Here is a 24460-nt window from a genome sequence, read left to right as displayed (position 1 = left end):
GTTTTCTGTATGTCCCAAGTCTAGTGTAGTCGAAAAAATAACCAGACAAAGCAGGGGATTTTTCAGTCAAAGCCAATTATGCTGAGACAAATCATTAGGGTGACGAGTTATGTTGTTTAATTTTAAAGTACTTGAGCAGTTAATAGGCTTTTCCCCTGAAGCATTTGCACACCTGTCCCCTGCCATAGCTCAATTGATTGCATCCACGCAATCTGAAATTCAGCAGTTGACTCTGTGTTATCAGCGACAGGATCACAAAGCTCTTGAGCAGTTATTACACAAGTTACGGGGCAGCTACGCTACTTTGGGTGCCCTGGCTTTGCCTGAATTGTCCCGTATTTTGGAGCAAAGGCTGCAGCAACAAGGGCAATTGCCTGCCACTGCTGACTTTGAGCTTTATCTGGAATGCCTTAACCAAACAGCTCTTGCTCTGGAGTTATGGTTGAGTCAGTTCAATGTCAGCTCAAATTCCAATTTGCCCGATGTTCCCCTGTTTATTCAGTACCTTGAAAATAATGACATGCAAGCCTATAGCTTATTTCAGTTACAAAGAGCTGGCTGGATAGCCTATTTGGGGCCTGAAGATTTTGTGCTGATGGAGCAGGACATGCTGATGTTAAATTTTGTGGCTGTAGCGGCTCGTCTGAAGCAGAGTCTGAACAGGCACGTAAAGGAGGCTGAATAATGGAGTGGCTGAAACGTAATCTGCAGGATCTAGCATTTATAGTGGTTCCTGCTCTGGTGTTGGTAGTCCTCAGTTTTTATTTATCTCTGCATTTTGAGCAACAGCAGCAACAGCAAAACGAGCAACGTATTCAGCAAAGTCTTGATGCAAAAGCCACTCAGCTTGCTACGGCTATTGCCGAAAAAATGACTATTTATCAATATGGTTTACGTGGTATGCGCGGTGCAGTGTTAAGCGCCGGACCAGAGAACTTCAGTTATAGAAACATGTTGGCTTATAGCCAGAGCCGCGATTTGAGCCTGGAGTTCCCAGGGGCGCGCGGTTTTGGCGTTATTCGTAAAGTGACCCAGAATCAATTGCAGGATTTCTTACAAAAGAGCGCAGCAGACAGAGGTCAGGAGTTTAACTTAAGTCAGTACAGTCCTCATCAGCATGACTTGTTTGTGATTCAATATATTGAGCCTCTGGCTGATAACGCCAGTGCTGTTGGGTTGGATATTTCATCAGAAAAAATACGCTATGAAGCAGCAATGTCTGCTGCTTTGCAGAATAAAGCTGTGTTAACCGAGCCTATTACACTGGTGCAGGCGCAAAATAAAAAATCCCATGGATTTCTATTGCTGATGCCAATTTACCAGCAAACTCCTGCTTCTGAATTAGCTGAAGCGCGGTATCAAGCCTTGTATGGTTTTGCTTATGCCCCCTTATTGATTGATGAAATTTTGTTCAGTATTCATAGCGCGGATGAAGGCATCCAGCTTGAGGTAGTTGATTTAGATGCCGCACCTCAGCAGCCATTTTTTATCCGATCTGCAGTGGATACCAGGTTAACTGCATTGCAGGCAAAAACTGAATTTCCCCTCTTTGGCCGTAACTGGCAGGTCCGACTGGTAGCTGGTCAAGTGTTTATAACCCAACTTCAGCTTCAGGAGCCACAGCAGGTGTTTTATACCTCTTTGGGGATCTGCGCTTTGATCATCTTAATTATCGCGTCTTTCCAATTGGCGTTAATCAGACGTTTGCAATTGTCCAGACACAGGGCGGTTTTGGCGGCCATAGTAGAAAACGCCAATGAAGCTGTGATTGGGTCTGACCAAGCAGGCCTTATTAGCAGTTGGAACCCAGCTGCAGAACAAATGTTTGGTTACGCTGAAGAAGATGCTCTAGGGCGGACTATTGCTGAACTTATAGTGCCGGCTGATTTAAAGCCAGAGCAGTTACAATTGGAGCAAAGGGTTCGTAGTGGTCAGAAAATACGTTATGTGCAGACAGAGCGTCAGGACCTGTATGGTGATCTGCATGCGGTATCGTTAAATTTGTCGCCCATTCTGGATGAAAAAGGCCTGTTTATCGGTTCTGCTCTCACGGTAAACGACATTAGCCATATCAAAGAGGCAGAGCAAAAGTTGCAACAAGCCAATGAGGAGCTGGAGCATCAGGTGGAATTGCGCACTGCTGAAATTGAGCGTGTCTCAGCCTTGCAGCGCAGCATTCTGAGCAATGCCAACTACGCCATTATCACCACAGATTTAAATGGAGTCATCACGTCTTTTAATCCGGCAGCTGAAACTATGTTGCGGTATCAGGCGCAGGAATTGGTTGGATGTCACAGTACTGCTATTTTCCACGATCAGGCCGAAGTGGCGGACTATGCCGATCAACTCTCTCAGCAGCTTGGTTATCAGGTAGAGCCTGATTTTTCTGTTTTTGTCGCTAAGCCCAAGCAGGGAAAAACTGATAACAGAGAATGGATTTATATCCGCAAAGATGGCAGTCGTTGCCCTGTGCAACTGGCAGTCACTGCGCTGTTGGATCAGCAAAAACTGGTGGTAGGTTATTTAGGCATTGCCCGAGACTTAACCCTGCAAAAGGAGCTGGAGTTTGAGCTGGCGCTAGCTAAAGTGTCTACAGAGCAGAGTCCGGACCTCGTGTTCTGGTTAACGGACAGCGCAGATGTGATCAAAGCTAATCCCGCTGCTTTGGCCTGCTGTGCAGGCAGTTTAAGCCTGACCGATATCGCCTTACAGTTGGTTGGTGACAGATTGCCGCAGCTGATGCAAAACCCAGAAAAAAAACGTAGCGTGCAGTTTGAAAGTCAGTTTGAAGACTCAGAAGGCAGAGTCATACCCTTCTCTGTGAATTTGTGCTGGATCCGTTTTGAGCAACGCAGTTATTTTTATCTGGTGGCAAGGGACAGGTCAGAACAACACAGGAGAGAGCAAGAACTGGCACAGGCAAGGCAATTGGCTGATGCGGCGAATGACGCTAAGTCATCATTTTTGGCCAATATGAGTCATGAAATCCGCACTCCAATGAATGCCATTCTGGGGATGTTACAACTGGTGCAGCAAACAAGCCTGACAAACAGGCAAGAAGATTATATCCGTCAGACTGAAGTGGCAGCCAAGTCTTTGTTAGCCATTCTGAACGATATTTTGGATTTCTCTAAAGTGGAAGCCGGTAAGTTGGAGATGGATAGCCATAGTTTTGAGCTTTCTGCTCTGATGGAAGATTTAGGCACTATTTTGTCGGCAAATCTGGGCAGTAAAGATGTCGAAGTTTTGTATCAGTTTGCCGATGACTTGCCACAGCTTGTGGTGGGTGATAGTTTGAGATTGAAGCAAGTGCTGCTAAATCTGACCGGTAATGCCATTAAGTTTACTGAGAAAGGTGAAGTTGTTGTCAGTCTTGAAGTCACAGAGCGTACTGCCGAGGCGGCCAAAATCAGGTTCAGGGTAAAGGATACTGGTATTGGCATGACAGAGCAGCAACTGGCTGTTATTTTTCAAAGCTTCAGCCAGGCGGAATCTTCCATCAGCCGTCGTTACGGGGGCACAGGTTTAGGCCTGGCGATCAGCAAAGGCTTGGTTGAGCTTATGGGAGGGCAGCTCTCTGTTGAGAGTAAGTTCGGCTTTGGCAGTAGCTTTGAATTTGAGCTCTGGTTTAATTTCCTCAATCTTTTCGCTGCTCAGGCCGATTTAAGTTTATTGCAGGATCTGAAGGTGCTGGTGGTAGATGATAACCAGCAATCAAGGCAAATTTTATCTGAGGTGATGCTTCACTACGGTTGCCAGGTTGATTTAGCCAGCAGTGGTGAACAGGCACTACAACTGCTTGAACAGAAAAATAGCTATAAGTTGGTGTTGCTTGACTGGCTGATGCCAGGTCTGGATGGGTGGCAGACCGCTGAAAAAATTCGTCAGTTGGTGCAGGGGCCTGAAATGCCCCTAGTGATTATGGTAACGGCACATGGCCGGGAATGCCTGGCGCAAAAACAACAGGAAGATCAGCGCCAGCATCTACTCAATGGTTTTATTGTTAAGCCTGTTACCCCCAGCCGCTTATTAGATGCGGTCCTGGATGTACTGGCAGGTAAAAAGATGCTTTCTAACAGTCAACAACACAGAGCCTTGGGCCAAAGCAGGCTGCACGGTCTGCGACTGTTATTAGTCGAAGATAATCCGACCAATCAGATAGTGGCATCCGAATTGTTGGCGAATGAGGGGGCTTCAGTAGATATAGCGCCTGGCGGTACTTTTGCTCTGGCTATGCTGGAACAGGAAGCCGATAAATATGATATGGTGTTGATGGATATACAGATGCCGGATTTGGATGGTTATGAAACCACCAGACGGATCCGCAGTAAAGCATCTATGCTGGCTTTGCCTATAATAGCGATGACAGCCAATGCGATGTTGTCAGATAAACAAGCTTGTCTGGAAGCAGGCATGAATGATCATGTCGCGAAACCTTTTGCCATAGACGCTTTGGTTCAAACCATACTGAAATGGTCAAAAACGCCTGATGATCCGAAGTCGCTCCAGGCCACAGTCAGGCAGACTGCGCTGAACCCAACGCTGGTCGCGGAAGCGTTGATCCATGGAGTGCAACTGAACACTGCATTAAAGCGTTTAGGCAATTCTGTGGTTGTCTACCATAAAACACTGAAGTCTTTTTTGGTCGAGTTGGATAATGCGCTGCTGAAGTTAAAAGCAGTTCCAATGGTTTTGACGGAAAAGGAACTTTATCTGCTGGCGCATTCGCTCAAAGGTTCAGCCAGTTCTTTAGGTATTGTATGTTTATCCGAACCTGCTGCTGCTATCGAGCATTCCATTAAGCAAAAAACAGTGCTGGATTTACCTAGATCTTTGGGGCGTTTTGTCGCTGATGCGCAAGCTTTCACCGCTTTTGCACCATTCCTGCTGGCCGGAACAGCACCTACAGCTGAGCCGGTTGTATCTGTTTCGTCAGATGACACTGATACAGTTGTGCAGCTTGAGCAACTGCATTCTGCTCTGCAAAGTTTTAATATGAATGCGCTGGACCAGTTTGCTGAGTTGAAAGGTGCTTTGTATCGTTTGAATCCTGAATGGCTGAGCCAACTTGAGAGTGCTTTAGAACAACTGAATTTTATACAGGCTTTGTTGTTTACAGAGCAGTATCAAACCCTACTGAAAAGGTAGTTATTGATGAGTGTCAGCCCGTTACAGAATACCGATAAAGCCAGGATACTAGTGGTCGACGATCAGCCGGTAAATATTCAGATTATTCATCAGATGCTAAACGCTGATTATCAGGTGTTTATGGCGACCTCGGGGTCTCAGGCACTCACTTTGTGTCAAAGCAACCCACCTGACCTGATTTTATTAGATGTGGTAATGCCAGAACCTGATGGTTTAACTACCTGCCGTTTATTAAAACAAATACCTGACCTTGCGGATATACCAGTGATTTTTGTCAGTGGTGTACAAAACCCTGAGGAGGAGGTTTTATGCTGGGAAGCTGGAGGTGCTGATTTTGTGATCAAACCTGTGAATGCTGTGACTTTAAAACACAGAATAAAAACTCAGTTAAAACTTAAGCTACAACAGGACTTATTAAAGCAGTTTGCTGAGATTTCAGCTCAGGATTGACGGCTTATGCCTAAGACTGCAGATAAATGACGCTGCATTCAGCGGAAGTTGAACTTATGGTGCTCTTTCGTCAGTACTTGCATCAGACGCTGGTATTTTCGTTGCAGCTGTTGCAGCCCATGCCGGCAGGATGCCCATGCGTTTCAGTGCTGGCCTTGAGCAAAAGCTGAGGCGTCCATCTCATAGAATCGGTCTGAGCTTTGGTTATTCCGGCTATTCTTTTGTTGAAAATAACGACGTCTCGCTGCTTCAGCTGTGCTCCATTTTACCTGAGCCTTATGGCATCAGTCTTGGATTAAAATTTATGAAACTTCTGTTAGCAGCTACTTTGGCGGCTGCACTAAGTCAAAGTGGGATGATGGTACTGGGCGAATGAGAGTTCAGTTGATCCTTTTGTCTTTTGTCTCTGTATCTGATTTGGGCTGAGGTCCTTTGTCGCTTTAAACAGACGTCTGACCGAAAGTCAGGCCATCTTTACTCAATCTTGACACTTGCTTCATTGCGGCACTTTACCGGCTGAATTAGAGTAGGGCCGTTTTACTTAACCTAAATTTTGTTACAGGGATAGATTATGTCTTTGCTGAAAAAGCCTTTTGTTTTAGCTGCTGGTTTGGCTGTTGCCGTCGCCGCTGTCTATTGGTTCTGGCCTGGTGCCGAATCTGCTGCTGTGGAAGGTCAGGCAGTAGCAGGTAAACCAGGGGCAGGGCAAAGACCGGGTGGACAAAGACCAGGTGGCCCTCGCCCGGCAGGCGCTGGTGCAGTCACTAATCCTTGGGCTATGCCTGTGCCTGTAAGGGTGATTGAAGCCGGATCTACAGATTTAAAAGTGCAGATTAAAGCCATAGGCACAGTGACCCCCTTGAACACTGTGTTGGTGCAAAGTCGCGTCTCTGGCCCACTCCAGCAGTTGCATTTTAAAGAAGGTGAAAAAGTAGAAGTTGGGCAACTACTGGCTCAGATTGATCCCGCCGATTACAAAACGGAACTGGCGCAGGTGCAGGGCCAAAAAGAACAAAATGTGGCTTTGCTAAAAAGTGCGGAGCAGGATTTAGAACGTTTTACCAAGCTGAAGGAACAAAATACCATAGCTGCACAGCAAATAAATGCGCAGCAAGCCTTAGTGAGTCAACTTAAAGGCGCTATTAAGTCGAATCAGGCCGCTATTGATGCTGCAGCCTTGCAATTGTCTTATACCCAAATCAAAGCACCTATCAGTGGCCGCCTGGGCTTACGTGCGGTCGACCCGGGGAATTTAATACAGGCCAATAGTGCTGAAGGTTTAGTGACTATTACCCAGAGCTCGCCTATCGCAGTCGTATTCACTATTCCCGAAACTCAGTTGCAGCAAGTGCGCACCGCTTTTCGCGCTGGTGCTGCTTTATCGGTAGAAGCCTGGGATAGGGCGGAGCAGATGCCTCTGGCCAGCGGTACTTTAACGACTTTAGATAACCAGATCGATATATCGACCGGCACTTTGAAGCTCAAAGCCGAATTTGCTAACCAAAACGAAGAGCTATTTCCAAATCAATTTGTCAATGTGCGTTTAAATGTTGCGGTACAAAGTGGCGCTGTGACTATTCCACAGGACGCTGTGCAATATGGCTCCCAGGGTACTTACGTATATATGATCGATGACAACAATAAAGCGCAAATCCGTTTGCTGAAATTAGGTGCTGTAGATAATGGCTTAGTGGCAGTGGAAGAAGGTTTAAAGGCAGGTGATAAAGTGGTGCTGGAAGGTCTGGACCGTTTGCGCCCTGACCGTGAGGTTGAGGTGATCCAGGACGCGCCTAAGGGGTAAATGATGAACCTGTCCAAGCCTTTTATTTTACGCCCTGTCGCTACGTCGTTATTAATGCTGGCGATTTTAATTGCCGGTATTTTAAGCTGGCGTTTGTTACCTGTGGCTGCTTTGCCACAGGTCGATTACCCTATTATTCAGGTGTTTAGCTTTAACCCTGGTGCCAGCCCGGACATTATGGCTCGCACTGTTACTGCACCTTTGGAGCGGCGCTTGGGGCAAATTCCAGGCTTAAAACAAATGTCGTCCAACAGCTCAGCCGGTGCCTCAGTCATTACCTTACAGTTTGCCTTAGTGGTGGATATGGGCGTGGCAGAGCAGGAAGTGCAAGCCGCTATCAATACTGCATCCTCATTATTGCCCAGTGATTTACCTACACCCCCTATCTACCGTAAGGTCAATCCGGCAGATGCACCTATTCTGACCTTAGCTGTCAGTTCTGATACTCTGCCCTTGCCTGCGGTTTACGATTTAGTGGACACCCGCATGGCTCAGAAGCTGGCACAGCTGACAGGTGTGGGGATGGTCAGCCTGGCAGGCGGTCAGCGTCCTGCTATTAGGATCAAAGCCAATCCTGCTGCTTTAGCCAGTCTGGATTTAAGTGTGGAAAGCTTGCGTAGTGCTATAGCTGCCGCCAACACCAATCAGCCTAAGGGCAGCTTTGATGGTGATTTTCGCTCTACTATGCTTGAGGCCAATGATCAAATTCGCAGCACAGACGAATACGAAGAGTTGATTATTGCTTACCGTGCAGGTGCGCCTATCCGCTTAAAAGATGTGGCGAAGATTGAAGATGGTGCTGAAGATAGATTTCTTGCCGCCTGGGCCAATCAGCAAGCCGCAGTCTTAGTCAACATTCAGCGCCAGCCGGGTGCTAACGTCATTGATGTAGCCGACAGAGTACAGGAGCTGTTACCTCAACTGACCGCCACTATGCCTGCGGCTGTGAAAGTTGAAGTCTTAACAGACCGCACCCACAGTATTAGAGCTTCGGTGCGTGATGTACAAAAAGAACTGGTATTTGCCATAGTGCTGGTAGTACTGGTGACTTTTGCTTTTTTGCGCAGTATTCCCGCTACTATTATCCCCAGTCTGGCTGTGCCTTTATCCCTGATTGGTACTTTCGCTGTGATGGTGTTGCTGGATTTCTCCGTCAATAACCTGACCTTAATGGCGCTGACCATAGCCACTGGTTTTGTGGTGGATGACGCCATTGTCATGCTGGAAAACGTGGCGCGGCACCGTGAACAGGGTGCTTCACCTATGGAAGCAGCACTGAAAGGTGCCAAAGAAATAGGTTTTACGCTGATTTCACTAACCTTTTCGCTGATTGCCGTGCTGATCCCTCTGCTCTTTATGGCAGATGTGGTCGGCCGGCTCTTTTTTGAATTTGCTGTAACTCTCGCTGTGGCCATTCTGATTTCGTTAGTGGTGTCTTTAACGCTGACCCCTATGCTCTGCGCGCGTTTATTAAAAACTCTGCCGGAACATCATGATCAAAATGGCCTGATGGACCGCATTATTGCCTCTTATGGCCGTTGTTTGCAGTGGGTGTTACGTCATCAAACCTTAGCTATGTTCAGTATGCTGGCGACAGTAGCTTTAACAGCTCTGTTGTATCTTGCTGTACCCAAAGGCTTTTTCCCATTGCAAGACAGTGGTGTGATCCAGGTAGTGACAGAAGCACCTCAGGATATCTCGTTTCAGGCTATGGCTTCACGCCAGCAGGAACTGGCAGAAAATATTCTGCAGCATCCGGATGTCAGCAGTTTGTCGTCTTTTATTGGGGTGGATGGCAGCAATACCAGCATTAACAGTGGCCGTATTCAAATCAATCTGAAGCAACATGGTGAACGAGAGTTGTCTGCTATGGAGGTGATCCGCCAGCTGGAGCAACAAGTTCAGGTTGTACCTGGTATTAAAGGCTGGTTTCAGCCGGTGCAGGAATTGAGTATCGAGGATAGAGTCAGCCGGACTCAGTATCAATTCAGCTTAACCACGCCGGATCAGGAGGTACTGAATCAGTGGTTACCGGATTTAGTCGAAGCTTTGCAACAACGGCCTGAATTATCTGAAGTCGCCCATGATTTACAGCAACAGGGCCTGCAGGCTTATATCGACATAGACCGCACAGCCGCTGCCCGTTTAGGTATTAATGTGTCGCAAATCAGTACTGTACTGCAAAGTGCTTACAGCCAGCGGCAGGTAACGACCTTATTTACTCAGGCCAATCAATATCGGGTCATTCTTGAAGTAGACCCGGATCAGATCAAGGGCGTTGATGCGCTGAATAAACTCTACATCAGCTCAGGCTCTGGCACTCCAGTGCCTTTATCTGCTGTGGCAAAAGTGACACAACGACCTGCTAAGTTACTGATTAACCATCAGGGCCAGTTCCCGTCCGTGACTTTGTCTTTTAATCTGGCAGAAGGTTATTCGCTGGGTGAAGCAGTAGCCGCTATTGAAGAAGTGCAGCAGCAATTACAACTGCCTGCCGAAGTGGAACTGACTTTCCAGGGCGCTGCTGAAGCCTTTAGGGCGTCGCTGAGTAATACGCTTTGGCTGGTGCTGGCCGCTGTGGTCACTATGTATATAGTGTTGGGCATTTTGTACGAGAGCTTAATTCATCCGGTCACCATATTGTCGACTTTGCCTTCAGCCACTGTGGGCGCTTTGCTGGCGTTGCTGATTGCTAATCAGCCGCTGGATTTAATAGCGGTGATCGGCATAGTGCTGCTGATAGGGTTAGTGAAGAAAAACGGCATTATGATGGTCGACTTTGCCCTGGATGCGCAGCGTAATCAGGGCTTGTCACCACGAGATGCTATTTATCAGGCGGCTTTAATGCGTTTCCGACCTATTTTAATGACTACTCTGGCGGCGTTATTTGGTGCAGTGCCATTGTTGTTGGCCAGCGGTTCAGGTGCTGAATTACGCCAGCCTTTAGGTTTGGTGATGGTGGGTGGTTTATTGGTCAGTCAGGTGCTGACGCTATTTACTACACCCGTAGTGTATTTGTGGTTTGACCGTCACTTCAGTGGCAAAGAGGGTAGCAAAGAAGGCCACAAAGAAAACCAGATCGAAGCTGAGGCGAAAACGCTATGAATTTAGCTCAGCCTTTTATTCAGCGCCCTGTCGCCAGTGGCTTAATTGCCACTGCTATTTTGTTGCTGGGCATGTTGTGCTGGCGTTTATTGCCGGTATCGCCTCTGCCTGCTGTCGATTTCCCTATGATAGTGGTCACTGCCAGTTTACCAGGTGCCAGCCCTGAAAGTATGGCTTCTACTGTGGCGACTCCGCTGGAGCGGGCTTTGGGTAGTATCGCAGGTATCAACCGTATCAGCTCCAGCAGTAATCAAGGTTCAACGCAGATCAGACTGGAGTTTGATTTGGACCGCAATGTAGATGAAGCGGCCCGGGAAGTACAGGCTGCTATTAATGCAGCCCGCAGCCAGTTGCCATCCGGTATGCCCCGTAATCCAAGTTACCGTAAATTTAACCCGTCACAAGCTCCTGTGATGGCGCTGGCGTTGAGTTCTGAGCACCTCGCATCCAGCGCTTTATACGATGCCGCTTCTACTGTATTGGCGCAAAAATTGGCCGCTATTAACGGTGTGGGCGAAGTGGAAGTAACAGGGGCTTCATTGCCTGCTGTACGGGTGCAGCTCAATCCTGGCATGTTGACTCACTATGGGGTGGCTTTGGATGAGGTGCGCGCTGCTATCAGCGGTGCAAACGCTGCTGTGCCTTTGGGGGTATTGGAAAGCAACGATCAGCGCTGGCAACTGGCAACCAGTCAAACCTTGCGTCAGGCTTCGGATTATCAGTCTTTAGTGGTGAAGTATGTCAACGGCGCTCCTATTCGTTTATCTGATGTGGCTTTGGTGACTGACTCCACCGAAAATCGCTACAGCGCAGGTTTTCATAACGATAAAAACGCGGTGATATTGCTGGTCAGTCGTCGCACCGGTGCCAATATTGTTGAAACCATAGATGCTATTTATCAGCAAATGCCTTTGCTGCGGGCCTTGATACCGGCAGACGCTGATTTAGCTGTGGTGATGGACCGCAGTCCGGTGATACGCGCCACTTTAACTGAAGCTCAAATCAGCTTGTTGATTGCTGTGGTATTAGTGGTACTGGTCGTTTGGGCCTTTTTAGGCAGCCTGCGTAGCGCTTTGATCCCAAGTCTGGCTATTCCTGTGTCTTTGGTTGGCTCCTTTACCGTGATGTATCTCTGTGATTTTTCGCTGAATAACTTGTCTGTGATGGCACTCATTGTTGCGACAGGTTTAGTGGTGGATGACGCCATAGTGGTGGTGGAAAATATAAAACGCCATATAGAACGCGGTTTAACGCCTTTAGCCGCGGCAAGACTAGGCGCATCTGAAGTGGGTTTTACCTTGTTGGCGATGAACCTGGCTTTAGTGGTTATTTTCCTGTCGATTTTATTTATGGGTGGTTTGGTCGAGCGTTTATTCCGTGAGTTTTCCATCACTCTGGCTGCTGCTATGACCATTAGCCTGGTGGTGTCGTTAACCCTGACTCCGAGTCTGTCAGCGCTGTTGCTTAAAGCTAAAAAGCCGGAAGAAAGAGAGGCCGGAGCTTTCCAGAGATTTCAGTACAAGTATCACCAGAGTGTGAATTGGAGCTTAAGTCATTACCGCTGGTTTTTGGCTGCTTTGGTGCTATTGTTTGCTGCTAATGCCTGGTTGTACAAACAGGTTCCTACAGGTTTGCTACCGAATCAGGATACTGGCCAGCTAAACGGCTTTGTCCGTGGTGACGATGGTTTTTCGTTTCAGATTATGCAGCCGAAAATAAAAGCCTTTCGCCAGCACATCTTAAAAGATCCTGCTATAGCCGACGTGACTGGCTCCAGTGGCGGTGATACAGGTTTGAGCAACAGTTGGATGCGGGTGCGGTTAAAACCTTTGGCAGAGCGTAAAATATCAGCCCAGCAAGTGGTCGATCGTATTCGTGCTACGGCGCCTAAAGTGCCAGGTGGCATGGTGTTTTTAAATGTCGATCAGGATATTCGATTGTCTTCGCCTTTTGGCCGCAGCGACTATGAACTATTGATGTTATCCGGTGATTTGCAATTGCTGCGCAAATGGAGCAAACAAGTCGCCGAAAAAATGCAGGAACTGCCAGAGCTGGTGGATGTGGACACGCCCAGTGGTGAAGATGCACAGCAAATCTCGCTGACGATAGACCGCGAAGCGGCGCAGCGCTTAGGTGTCGATATGCGTACTATTGCCACCTTACTGAATAACTCTTTTTCGCAGCGGCAGGTGGCCACTTTATACGATGAGATGAATCAATATCGGGTGGTGATGGAGCTTAGCCCAGGCTACACAGCTCAGCCTGAAGTATTAAAGCAGTTGCAATTAGTGACGGCAGACGGTAGTAGGGTGCCTTTATCCAGTATTGCCAGTTATCAGTACAGTCTGGCCAATGATCGTATTCGCCGCGATGGTCAGTTTGCTTCTGTGGGCATAGGTTATGGTTTGGCTCCTGGAGTGACTGCACAACAGGCATCGGCTGCTATTGATCGGGTGCTGGCTCTGGCTATGGTGCCCAGCGGTATTCATACCATCAATGGTGAAGATCAGCGTAACGCTATGTTTAAAACCGGCGATCAGCTGTGGTTGATTATTGGCGTGATTCTCACTGTCTATCTGCTGCTTGGCGTGTTGTATGAAAGTACCATCCAGCCGATCACCATTTTATCGACCTTACCTTGTGCTGGTTTAGGGGCTCTGCTGGCGCTGTATGTCAGTAACACCGACTTTAACCTGATAGCTTTGCTGGGGCTGTTTTTACTGATAGGTATAGTGATGAAAAACGCTATCTTACTGGTCGATTTTGCCTTGCATGCTGAACGAGATCTCGGCTTATCGCCGAAAGAGGCGGTCGCTTTGGCGGCAGCGCAACGTTTGCGTCCTATTTTAATGACCAACTTTGCGGCTTTGTTGGGCGCTGTGCCTCTGCTCTTTGGTATGGGCGAAGGCTCAGAGTTACGCCAGCCTTTAGGAATTACCATAGTAGGTGGCTTGCTGGTCAGTCAGTTGCTGACGCTCTACAGCACGCCAGCTGTGTATCTGGCATTAAGTAAATTCCGCAGGAAAACAGCAGAAGACCTGTTGATGTCTGAGCATAGTAATCAAAAAAAGGCTGAGGTTTAGCTCAGCCTGAGAGGTTAAAACAGGCAAGGCCAAACCGGGAAAACAACTGCCTTGCCCCGGCTTGCGCCTTAACTGGTTACTTTGCGACTACGTAAACCGAAGTAGCAGATATAGAAGTAACAAAATACTGGCAAGATAAAAGACAAAGCCAAACCAAATGAGTCGGCTAACATGCCCTGAGCAACCGGTACTAAAGCACCGCCCACTATCGCCAGACACAATAAACCTGCACCCTGACTGGTGTATTTTCCTAAGCCATGTAACGCCAGACTAAAGATGGTTGGGAACATAATGGAGTTGGCAACACCTACAAGCAGTAGTGCAAATAACGCCAGTTGACCCTGACCTGTAATGACCAGCACCAGCAACAGTATGGCGGCAACAGCGTGAATGGTCAGCAATAAACCTGGGTTAATACGTTGCATCAACACAGCACCGGCAAAACGGCCGATCATAGCGCCAAACCAATACCAGGTTACATAGTGAGCTGCTTCGGCGATCGGCAGCCCGGTAATTTCAGGCAGAGCAATAAAGTTGACCATCACTGAACCTATAGCCACTTCAGCGCCAACATACATAAATATGCCTAAAGCACCGAGCCATAAATGGTTGTATGGCAGCAGGGCTTTAATGGAAATTTTTTCTGCCGCAGTGGTGTTTTCAACTACAGGTAAGTTCAGCCGTGAAAAGATAAAAGCTACCGCAAATAAGGCAATGGTCAGCACCAGATAAGGCAGTTGTACTGCGTCTGCGCCTTCGGTGCTGTCGAGCTGACTGAGGATCAAGGCCGCGCCAATCATAGGTGCGACAGTAGTGCCTAAAGAGTTAAAAGCTTGCGTCATGGTCAATCGGCTGGAGGCGGTTTTTGGATTGCCCAGTACTGTGACATAAGGGTTGGCGGCCACTTGCAAAATAGTAATGCCGGATGCCAGCACAAATAAAGCCGCTAAAAACCAGGCGTAACTGTGAAAGCTTGCTGCCGGAATAAAGTTCAGCGTGCCAAAACCAGCAATAGCTAAACCTATCACTATGCCTTTTTGATAACCCAGCTTATTAATCAAGGCTCCTGCAGGTAAAGACACCACAAAATAAGCACTAAAGAAGCAGAATTGGATCAACATGGCCTGAGTGTAGGTCAGGTCGAAGACGGCTTTTAAATGCGGAATTAAAATGTCATTCAGACAAGTAATAAAGCCCCAGATAAAAAATAAAAACGTTAAGGTTGGCAGAGCCCAGCTGCTGATTGGTGCGCTGGAACCCTTTATTTCTGTGTTGTGAATCGTTTGCATTCTCTTCCCCATCAGGCCGTCGGTTGACGGCCTTTATTATTATTTGGTCTGGTTAAAAACTATTGAGCCGCAGGGCAGCTCAGATCGGCCGTTGCTGTGGCAGGGGTCAGTCGGATATTGGAAATACTTAACTGATAAGCTGCTTCGCTGTGTAATACAAAAGGCTGCTGTAGATGATTCAGTGCTGCGCCTTTGGCAGCAAAACAGCTTAAATCAATCACTACTTTGTGCCACTGGCCAGCTGCTTTGCCGCTGATAAGTGGTGCCAAATCCAAAGTGCCACCACAGCCTGAACCACAGGATTGAGCTAAAGTCACAGCTGCTGTTGGTGGTGAACTCCATTTCATATCCACCACCAACTGACCATAAGCACTGGCATCCAGTGGCACTGCAGCCTGCAGCACCAACTTAGCTTTTGAATTCGCAGCCCAGTCGAGCAATAAGGCATCTTCCTGCTTTTGCCAGTTCACTGCGGCTAAGCTCAGGCTTTGGTCGGTACTCTTGGCTTTGTTGCCTGTGACTGTGACCATACCTTGTTCATCCTGCAGCAACAGGCTGTAACCTGAAGCCGGACGGCGCTCAAATAAACTTAAGCTCTCATTGCTGGCGCTGGTTGCACTGTTGATTTGTTCGGATAAATCATTGGCGATAGTGGTGTTGTCCTGATAGGTCAGACCATAACCCAGGGTAAAAAGCGGATCGTAGTTGCTATCTCCTTGATTTAACGGGGATTGATCCGCATTTTTAGGCCAGGAGAATGGCAGTTTTCCTTTAAAATCATACTGAATTTCACCAGCTTGAGTTTTAAATAAAACGTCAGCCACCGCTTGACCTGCAGTACCCGGCAACCAGGCCGCAACAAAAGCATCGGACTGATTTAATTCAGGGTTCACCCATAAAGGCCTACCTGTTAAAAATACAGTGACTACAGGAATGCCGTCCGCTTTGAGTTTTTTCAGTAATTCCAGATCGGTATTTTTACCAGCCTGATAATCCAGAGTACGGATATCGCCGTCAAATTCGGCATATGGGTTTTCACCTATCACTACAATAGCAACGTCAGGCTTTTGCTGATAACTGCCATCGACGCTTAATTCTACATAGCCCTGAGCTGCTTCAACCTGTTGCTGTATGCCTGAATAAATGGAGCGCCCATTCGGGAAATCGGCATTGGTGTTGCCTGTACCTTGCCAGGTTAAAGTCCAGCCACCACTTTGTTTACCAATATTGTCGGCACCATCGCCTGTTACCAGCACTTTTTGCTGAGGTGCTAAAGGCAGCAATTGATTGTTGTTTTTCAACATTACTAAAGATTCACGCACGGCCTGGGCTGCAATAGCCTGATGATCAGCATGGCCTATCAGTTCTGATTTACCAGCCAGTTCCGACTGCGCCGGATTGCCGCGTTCAAATAAACCCGCACGGATTTTCACTCTTAAAATACGGCTGACAGCGTCATCCAAACGAGCAGCAGATATTTCACCGGCTTTGGCCTGAGCCAGAGTATTTTGATACAGTAGCTTCCAGTCTTCCGGTGCCATTAAAATATCCACACCTGCATTGACTGCCGCGGCGCAGTTATTATTGGTGCAGCCCGGAATCTGGCCGTGACCGTTCCAGTCTCCCACCACTAAACCATCAAACCCCATACGCTCTTTTAAAACAGTAGTAAGCAGATAGTGACTGCCATGTATTTTCTCGCCATGCCAGCTGTTAAAGGTGGCCATCACGGTTTGCACACCTGCATTCAGGCTACTGATATAACCCTGAGCATGTAAGCGGACTAAATCGGCTTCGGTGTTCAGGTTGTTGCCCTGATCTTTACCATTTTCAGTGCCGCCATCCCCCAGATAATGCTTCGCTGTGGCTATTAAGCGGCCGTTGTGCATAAAGTCAGAGCCAACATTGCCCTGAATACCTTTGACCAATGCTGCGCCTAACTCTTTCACAATAGTTGGGTCTTCCGAATAACTTTCATAACTGCGACCCCAGCGGTCATCCCTGGCTACAGCCACTGTAGGTGCAAATATCCAGTTGATACCAGTGGCAGCCACTTCCACTGCTGTGGCTTTGCCTATAGCTTCCACTAATTCTGTGTTGTTGGCGGCACCTAAACCTATATTGTGTGGAAAGACGGTAGCGCCAAATACATTGTTATGGCCATGTACAGCATCTGTGCCCCAAATTGGTGGAATAGAGCTGCCATCTTTACTTGAGTCCACGCCTGCATCGTAATAGGCCTGAGCTAAAGCTACCCAATCTGCTGCAGTGGATTTTTTATTGTCCTTTGGATAAGCACCACCACCATTTAAATAGGAGCCAAAACCATACTGACGCATATCTTCTACAGTCATCCAGCGGATATCCGGCTGGATCAGTTGAGCTACTTTTTGCTCTATGGTCATAGCGGACAGCAGTTGTTGTATTTTTTGTTCTGACTCGTGGTTGGCTAAAGGGCTTTTTAATTCTGGCCACAGATCCAGACCTTCAGCCGGAGCCACTTTGACTTCTGCCGTTTTCTCAGTAGCCGTATTTTGTTGGCCGCAACCAGATAGGGTTGTCACAAGGGCTGCACTGCATAACAACGCCAATGGTGTAAATCTAAACATAATGTTCGTCCTGTTGAGCGCTGTCTGTCTTTGTGTCCTTGTCCGCCTGAAAGTCGGAGCTTTAAAAGGTATCAGCAGCGTTTTGATCGGCGGGGCTTGGCAGGCAAATCAGAACCTTGTAGCCGTAAAAACATACAAAGGCCCTAATGAGTGCTTGATGATTTATCCCCGTGTCCTCCGGGCTTTATCTAAAGCTCCGGAATGCAAATCTATGATTTGCTTATTATTGTTTTAAATGCACATTGCATTATCTCAAGCAAGGAAAGCACAACACTTTGATCAACCCTGCCATAAAGCAATTGTAAGCGGTTTCATTTTTAACTGATAACGCGCTTATTGCCAACTGTTTTTTAACCAAATTGCAAGAATTAGTTTTTCTGTATTGACGAGTTAAAAAAAATCACCTAAGTTTGTGTAAGCGCTTACAGTTGGTTTTGGGGAGTAGTTCAGCTAGCTGCCAGGCGTACCAATCATTTTCTTAAAAAAGTAAAAAGCCAAAAACAGTCGACAGGGAACTAAGATGAAATCCAAAACATTCAAAAAGACCAGACTCGCCACCAGTCTGTCATTAGTGCTTGGAGTAGGCGTTGTTATGCCTGCTTTTGCGGATGACGCTCAGGAGCAAAACGCTAAAGCTGAAGAAAAAATTGAAGTGATCAGCGTCACAGGTATTCGCGGTAGTCTGATTAAATCTATGGATACCAAACGTTCATCCACTGGTATTGTGGATGCCATTTCAGCAGAAGATATAGGTAAATTCCCTGATACCAACCTGGCAGAATCACTGCAACGTATCAGCGGCGTGTCTATTGACCGTGTCAACGGTGAAGGCAGCAGAGTTTCTGTCCGTGGTTTCGGTCCGGATTTTAACTTAGTGACGCTGAACGGCCGTCAAATGCCTGTGACTACAGGCTCGCGTTCTTTTGATTTCGCCAATATTTCTGCGGACACCATCAGCGGTGTTGAAGTCAATAAAACCAGTTTTGCTGCGAATCCTACTGGTGGCATAGGTTCTGTTATTGATGTTCAAACCTTAAAACCTTTAAACGCTGGCGGCGAAAAAGCCGTATTCAGTGCGGCTATGGTTGATGACAGATCAACCGAAGAAGGCAGTGCTACTCCGGAATTAGCAGCTTTGTACTCTACCACTTTTAATGATGATAAGTTTGGCGTGTTAGTATCTGCCAGTTATCAGGAGCGTGAAAGTGGCAGCCAGCAGGCCAACGTAGGTACGGGCTGGCGCAGTTTTCCAGGTTCAGTCGATATCACTTCAGGTCAGTGGGGTAGTATCCCCAATGATAATCAGGTAAATCGTCCTGGTGCCAGTGATGTGTATTCTGTGCCACAAACCACCATTTACAAATTTGAAGAGCAGCAACGCGCCCGCACCAACGGCCAGTTAGTGCTGCAATATGCTCCTACTGACAATTTGACCGCATCCTTAGACTATACCTACATGCGCAATGATATAGACACTCAATACAATGATGTGTCTGCCTGGTATACCTATGTGCCTTCACAAAGCGTCTGGACAGATGGCCCTGTATCATCACCGCTGATTTATTCAGAAGACTATGGTAATAGTCCTGCAGACTTGTCTATGGGGGCTGGTGATTATGGTGTGCGTAACCAAAGTGGTTCTTTGGGTTTGAATCTGGAATGGCAAGCAACAGACAACTTAACACTGAGTTTTGATGCGCACCAATCAGATGCTGAATTCAAGCCAAACCATGAGTTAGGTTCAAGCAATACTTTAAGTACTGCGGCTTTTATCCGTCAGAGTGCTGCTACAGATTTTACCGGTGATTTACCATTGTTGGCGGTGGAAGGCGGTAATGCTGTTCGTCCTTCCGATATGATAGTCACAGGCAGCGTGTTCGGTAATTCGACCAACAAGTCTGAAATTGATCAGTATCAGTTTGATGGCGAATATGTATTTGAAAACGCGGGCAGTATAGATTTTGGCATTGCTATCACAAATGTCGACAACCACTCAAAATCTGTCAATGTACAACGTAACGATTGGGGTGGCGTTGGTCAAGCGGGCGATTTTGATGATTCCTACTTCCCTGCTGGTACCATCCATGACAAATTTAATGCAGGTAAAGGTGATTTTTCCTTAATGCCTGATCGTGATTTTGAAGTTCTGGATACTATTTTCTTCTGGGATTTCAATACTGTGCGTGCCAGAGCTGAACAGTTGTATACACCAGCTGGTTTTGTTGGCGCCGGTGACTGCGGCACCAACTTCTGCCCTTCCACTGACTATGACAGCGACGTAAACCGTTACACTAAGGAAGAGTCACGTTCTGCTTATGTGCAGTACAACTATGAAAATGAAATCTCTGGCATGCCGTACGATCTTCATGTCGGCGTGCGTTACGAGCAAACAGACGTCACTTCAACTTCAGCAGTGGCATCATACAACGGTGCTCGTTGGGTTGCCGATACTGAAGTGGTACTGCAAGCCAGTGGACAGCGCGAATTCCAGACAAAAAGCGGTGATTACGACTATCTATTACCTAGCCTGAACTTCAACATCGAGGTAGTGGATGATGTAATGTTACGTGCTGCCTACAGCGAAACCATAGGTCGTCCTGATTACGTTGCCATTCAGGGGGGGACAGTGGTGGCCACTATAGCCAACCGCGCTGGTGGTGGTGGTAATTCAGGTAACCCTAGCTTGTTGCCTTTAGAATCAAAAAATATCGACCTTTCGGCTGAATGGTACTACGCACCAGCCAGTTACGTTTCTTTAGGTTATTTCCGCAAAGATACCAGTAACTTTATCAGCAACGCCATTGTTAAATCGACCATCTATAGCATTCCTAACCCTGTGGATGGTAAAAAATATGATGAAGCTGTAGCTGCCGTTGGTAATGACGCAAGTGCAATTCGTAACTGGATTTTTGCTAATTATCCAAATGCCCCTGGTGTCAATGTAGCCAACAAAACTATTGATGGTGTTGCTGGTGAAGATGAAGCCCTGATATTTGATATCAATACTCCATCCAACGGTACTGATTCTGAAGTTATAGATGGCTGGGAATTTGCGGTTCAGCACGCTTTTGGTGAAACAGGTTTTGGTGCTATTGCGAACTACACTATGGTAGACAGCGAAACACAATATAATAACTTCCTGTTACAGGATCAGCCTGCTCTGATTGGTTTAAGTGACACCGCCAACGCCATTCTGTTTTACGAGATGGATGGTTTTCAGGCTCGTATCGCCTATAACTGGCGTGATCAGTTCCTGAATTCCAGAGGTCATGATACTGGTGCTCATCCGAAATACACTGAGGCGTACCATCAAATTGATATGTCAGTCAGCTATGACTTACCACAAGTGGAAGGCTTAACTGTTTTTGTCGAAGCGCTGAACATCACAGATGAACATATTCGTGTGCATGGTCGTGCCAAAGAGCAGGTACTGAGTCTGATTGAGTCTGGCGCCCGTTACAGTCTGGGGGCTCGTTACAGCTTCTAAACTTAGACTGGGCCATAAGGATATGGCCCATAGCTACATCAGCATCTTCAACCTTAGATGAAGATGCTATATCTTGATCAATTCTGCCCTATGAATAAGTAATAAAGTGCGGTCCTGATTTCGGGTCGCATGCTCCAGACAAACTAAAACTAAAAAATACAGACAACAGACCGGGATACAATATGAGTCACAATGTTTTACTAAACAGTGTTGAACACAAAGAGCTGAAGGTGATAACAGCCAGAGGCGCACAATATGGCGATGCGGTCTGGTTCGCCGTCACTTTTCCTCAAGAATTTCGTACAGTTCAGGCCCACTATCCGATTTTTTTTCATAAAGACAGCCAGAGTAATCAGTTTTTTGCCGTGACCCTTTTTGGTTTTCAGGATCAGGAAAACCTGTTTTTGCAGCAGGATAACTGGCGGGGCTGCTATGTACCATTGATGCTCAGACGCCAGCCTTTCTTGATTGGTCAGCAGCAGGTGCGTGAAGACGGTATGGAAAGAACACAACGTGTTATTCATATCGACCTGAATAATCCACGAGTCAGCAGCACTGAAGGCGAAAGCTTATTTTTACCTTTTGGTGGTAATAGCCCTTATCTGGATGAAGTAGCCAGCATGCTGGAAACTATTCATTTTGGCATGCTCGATAGCAAAGCCTTTATCGGCTTGTTACTTGAGCATCAGTTGCTTGAATCCTTCACTTTGGATTTGACCTTCAGTAATGGTCAGAAGCAACAGCTGGCAGGTTTCTACACTATCCATGAAGATAATCTGGCGGCATTATCGCCAGAAGTTCTGAGTCAGCTGCATCAAAAAGGCTATTTGCAGGCGATTTATATGGCGATAGCCTCTCAGGCGAACATCCGTCATTTACTGCAGTTAAAAAACAAGCAGTTTGAGTAAGGTCTGAATCCTAATGCAAAGCACAACGTCATTAGCACAAGTAAAAACTCTGCAGGGATTGAGCTTAGCTGATGTATTGAGCTTTATTCACGCTGCTGATTCCCCGATCATATTCAAAGGCTTGTGTAAAGATTGGCCTTTAGTCAAAGCGGGTTTGCTATCCGACGCCTCTGCCGCAGATTATTTACGACAGTTTTACCAGGGCCTTCCTGTCAGCGCCTGTTATATAGAGCCAGAACATCAGGGCAGAGTATTCTATAACGCAGCACAAAATGGCTTTAACTATCAAGGCGGTAAAATTGATTTTAATCAGTTGCTGGACCGCCTTTTTGCATTAAACAGCCAGGATAATGCGCCTACCTACTACATGGGGTCGACCGAAATCAATAACTGGTTTCCGGGCTTAGCACAGCACAATTCTTTACAGCTGGAGGGTATTACTCCACTGACCAGTGTCTGGCTTGGCAATAGATCCCGCATCGCAGCTCATTATGATTTCCCACAAAATCTGGCCTGTAATGCAGTAGGGCACCGCGTTTTCACCTTATTTCCTCCTGAGCAAATTGGTAACTTGTACCCTGGTCCTATGGAGTTTGCTCCAGGGGGGCAGGATGTCAGTATGGTGGATTTTGCCGCGCCCGATTTTGAGCGTTTTCCTAAGTTTGCCGAAGCCTTACAGCATGCTCAGATTGCTCAGCTTGAACCTGGTGATCTGTTATTTATCCCGAGTATGTGGTGGCACCATGTTGAAGCTCAGGATGCTTTTAATGTGCTGATCAGCCACTGGTGGCGTGATACTCCTGCATTTTTAGGTCGGCCAAACAATGCGTTATCTATGGCAGTGTTGAGTTTACGTAGTTTGCCAAAAGCCCAGCGCCAGGCCTGGAAAGCCATTTTTGATTACTATATTTTTGAGCATGACGATGTCTCGCAGGAGCATATTCAGCCAGAGGCTTTAAACATGCTGACCAAGCCACTGGATGAGTTAAATGCCCGTCAGATCAGAGCTGATTTATTGAATAAATTAAAACGCTGACCACAAGCTAAAACAAAAATAGTGTCAGGCAACAGGGGAAGTCTATGAACAACGAGCAGAACAGAATTAAAAAAGTAGTGATAGCAGGAGGTGGCACTTCAGGCTGGATGACGGCTGTGGCCCTGACCAAGTTACTTGGCAAAAACCTCGAAGTGGTGTTAGTCGAGTCTGATGATATTGGCACTGTGGGGGTTGGTGAGGCCACTATCCCTACGCTGCATATCTTTCACCGTTTACTGAACATCAAAGAATCCGAAGTGATGGCCGCTACCAATGCCACTTTTAAACTGGGTATTCAGTTTGAAAATTGGAAAACACTAGGCGAAGACTATATTCACTCCTTTGGTTTTTTAGGCAAAGATTGCTGGGCTTGTGGTTTTCAGCATTTTTGGGTCAAAGGCAGGCAAAAAGGCATAGCCACTGAAATAGGTGACTATTGCGTTGAGCATTTAGGTGCTCGTCAGGGCCGTTTTGCGGTGATGCCAAATCAAGACCTGAACCATGCCTATCATATGGATGCCTCATTGTATGCCGGGTTTTTACGCCGTTTGTCCGAGCAGCACGGAATCAAACGTATTGAAGGCAAAATTCGTGAAGTACAGCAGCATATGGATGGCGCTATCAGTGCGTTATTGCTTGAGTCCGGCGAGCTGGTGGAAGGCGATTTATTTATCGATTGCACTGGTTTCCGGGCTTTGTTGATCGAACAAACGCTGAACACTGGTTTTGAAGATTGGAGTCACTGGCTGCCTTGTGACAGTGCTTATGCAGTACAAACCAAAACCACGCAGGAACCTTTGGCTTACACCAGAGCCATTGCCCGCGGCGCAGGCTGGCAATGGAAAATCCCACTGCAAAGTCGGGTGGGAAATGGTCTGGTGTTTTGCAGTAAATTTATGACAGAAGCTGAAGCCAAACAAACTCTGATCGACAATGTCGAAGGGGAAATGCTGTTTGAGCCAAGGCTGATTAAATTTAAAACCGGCACCCGCCGCCAGCATTGGAATAAAAACTGTGTGGCCATTGGTTTATCTAGTGGTTTTCTCGAGCCTTTAGAATCGACCAGTATCCACCTGATCCACCGCAGTATTATTCGTCTGCTGCAGATGTTTCCATCAAACGGCATAGTCTCTGCTGATGTGGCTGAGTTTAACCGTCAAACCAAAATTGAAATGGATAATATCCGCGATTTTATTATCCTGCACTACAAAGCCACAGAGCGAACAGACACCAGGTTCTGGCGTTACTGCAAAAATATGGATATTCCTGAGACGCTGACTCACCGGATGGAGCTATTTAAACAATCTGGTAAAGTCTACAAGTTTGCACAGGAATTGTTTGGCGAAAGTTCCTGGTTGCAGGTGCTGATTGGCCAGGGCTTAATGCCGCAGCAGTACCACCCTATTGTCGATTTAATGCCGGATTCTGAATTAAACGATTTCCTGATGAGCATTAAACACAATGTGAGACGCACCGTGAGTCAATTCCCGACTCATCAGGAGTTTATTCAGCATTACTGCAAGTCGTCTTTGGTCTGAGCAGGC

General features: G+C 47.0%; 13 protein-coding genes. 11 read left to right on the top strand and 2 right to left on the bottom strand.

Annotated features, from left to right (window positions below; translation table 11 throughout):
- The first annotated feature begins 109 nt into the window (after positions 1-109).
- The 7 genes from EMM73_RS04600 (at position 110) to EMM73_RS04570 (ending at position 13587) form a co-directional block, all read left to right on the top strand.
- Positions 110-685 (top strand): Hpt domain-containing protein, encoded by a 576-nt coding sequence (locus EMM73_RS04600; protein WP_127685285.1) that lies wholly within the window; start codon positions 110-112, stop codon positions 683-685.
- The gene (locus tag EMM73_RS04595) at positions 685-5148 is read left to right on the top strand and encodes a CHASE domain-containing hybrid sensor histidine kinase/response regulator (RefSeq protein ID WP_127685284.1); all 4464 of its coding nucleotides are present in this window, start codon (positions 685-687) and stop codon (positions 5146-5148) included. The genes EMM73_RS04600 and EMM73_RS04595 overlap by 1 nt, the downstream gene beginning before the upstream one ends.
- Positions 5149-5154: 6 nt before the next feature.
- Positions 5155-5598 (top strand): response regulator, encoded by a 444-nt coding sequence (locus EMM73_RS04590; RefSeq protein ID WP_127685283.1) that lies wholly within the window; start codon positions 5155-5157, stop codon positions 5596-5598.
- Between the two features lie 136 nt (positions 5599-5734).
- Positions 5735-5974, top strand: a complete 240-nt coding sequence (locus EMM73_RS04585; protein WP_127685282.1) for a hypothetical protein — start codon at positions 5735-5737, stop codon at positions 5972-5974.
- A 195-nt stretch (positions 5975-6169) separates the two neighbouring features.
- A complete protein-coding gene (locus EMM73_RS04580) occupies positions 6170-7399 on the top strand; it encodes an efflux RND transporter periplasmic adaptor subunit (protein ID WP_127685281.1) in 1230 nt (409 codons plus the stop codon).
- A 3-nt stretch (positions 7400-7402) separates the two neighbouring features.
- Positions 7403-10504, top strand: a complete 3102-nt coding sequence (locus EMM73_RS04575) for a multidrug efflux RND transporter permease subunit (protein WP_127685280.1) — start codon at positions 7403-7405, stop codon at positions 10502-10504.
- Positions 10501-13587 carry an efflux RND transporter permease subunit gene (locus tag EMM73_RS04570; RefSeq protein ID WP_127685279.1) on the top strand — a complete coding sequence of 1029 codons (3087 nt, stop codon included), beginning with the start codon at positions 10501-10503 and terminating at the stop codon, positions 13585-13587. The genes EMM73_RS04575 and EMM73_RS04570 overlap by 4 nt, the downstream gene beginning before the upstream one ends.
- A gap of 68 nt (positions 13588-13655) precedes the next feature.
- Here EMM73_RS04570 and EMM73_RS04565 read toward each other — a convergent pair whose 3' ends face one another.
- Both EMM73_RS04565 and EMM73_RS04560 read right to left on the bottom strand, forming a co-directional pair.
- Positions 13656-14876, bottom strand: a complete 1221-nt coding sequence (locus EMM73_RS04565) for a sugar MFS transporter (RefSeq protein WP_186435127.1) — start codon at positions 14874-14876, stop codon at positions 13656-13658.
- Between the two features lie 59 nt (positions 14877-14935).
- Entirely contained in the window at positions 14936-17485 is a 2550-nt protein-coding gene (locus EMM73_RS04560; protein WP_127685277.1) for a glycoside hydrolase family 3 protein, read from the bottom strand.
- A 520-nt stretch (positions 17486-18005) separates the two neighbouring features.
- On the opposite strand from EMM73_RS04560, the gene EMM73_RS04555 reads away from it, so the two are divergent.
- The 4 genes from EMM73_RS04555 to EMM73_RS04540 all read left to right on the top strand — a co-directional run bounded on the left by EMM73_RS04555 (position 18006) and on the right by EMM73_RS04540 (position 24454).
- A complete protein-coding gene (locus tag EMM73_RS04555) occupies positions 18006-20972 on the top strand; it encodes a TonB-dependent receptor (protein WP_127685276.1) in 2967 nt (988 codons plus the stop codon).
- Between the two features lie 182 nt (positions 20973-21154).
- Positions 21155-21880 carry a SapC family protein gene (locus EMM73_RS04550; RefSeq protein WP_127685275.1) on the top strand — a complete coding sequence of 242 codons (726 nt, stop codon included), beginning with the start codon at positions 21155-21157 and terminating at the stop codon, positions 21878-21880.
- A gap of 13 nt (positions 21881-21893) precedes the next feature.
- Positions 21894-22916 (top strand): cupin-like domain-containing protein, encoded by a 1023-nt coding sequence (locus tag EMM73_RS04545; RefSeq protein ID WP_127685274.1) that lies wholly within the window; start codon positions 21894-21896, stop codon positions 22914-22916.
- 44 nt (positions 22917-22960) lie between these two features.
- Positions 22961-24454: a tryptophan halogenase family protein gene (locus EMM73_RS04540; protein ID WP_127685273.1), complete on the top strand. Its 1494-nt coding sequence runs from the start codon at positions 22961-22963 to the stop codon at positions 24452-24454.
- Positions 24455-24460 lie beyond the last annotated feature (6 nt).

Source organism: Rheinheimera sediminis, from assembly GCF_004005375.1.
Lineage (GTDB): Bacteria > Pseudomonadota > Gammaproteobacteria > Enterobacterales > Alteromonadaceae > Pararheinheimera.
The sequence above is the reverse complement of the archived record's forward strand: the minus strand, read 5'-3'. Positions and strand labels throughout refer to the sequence as shown.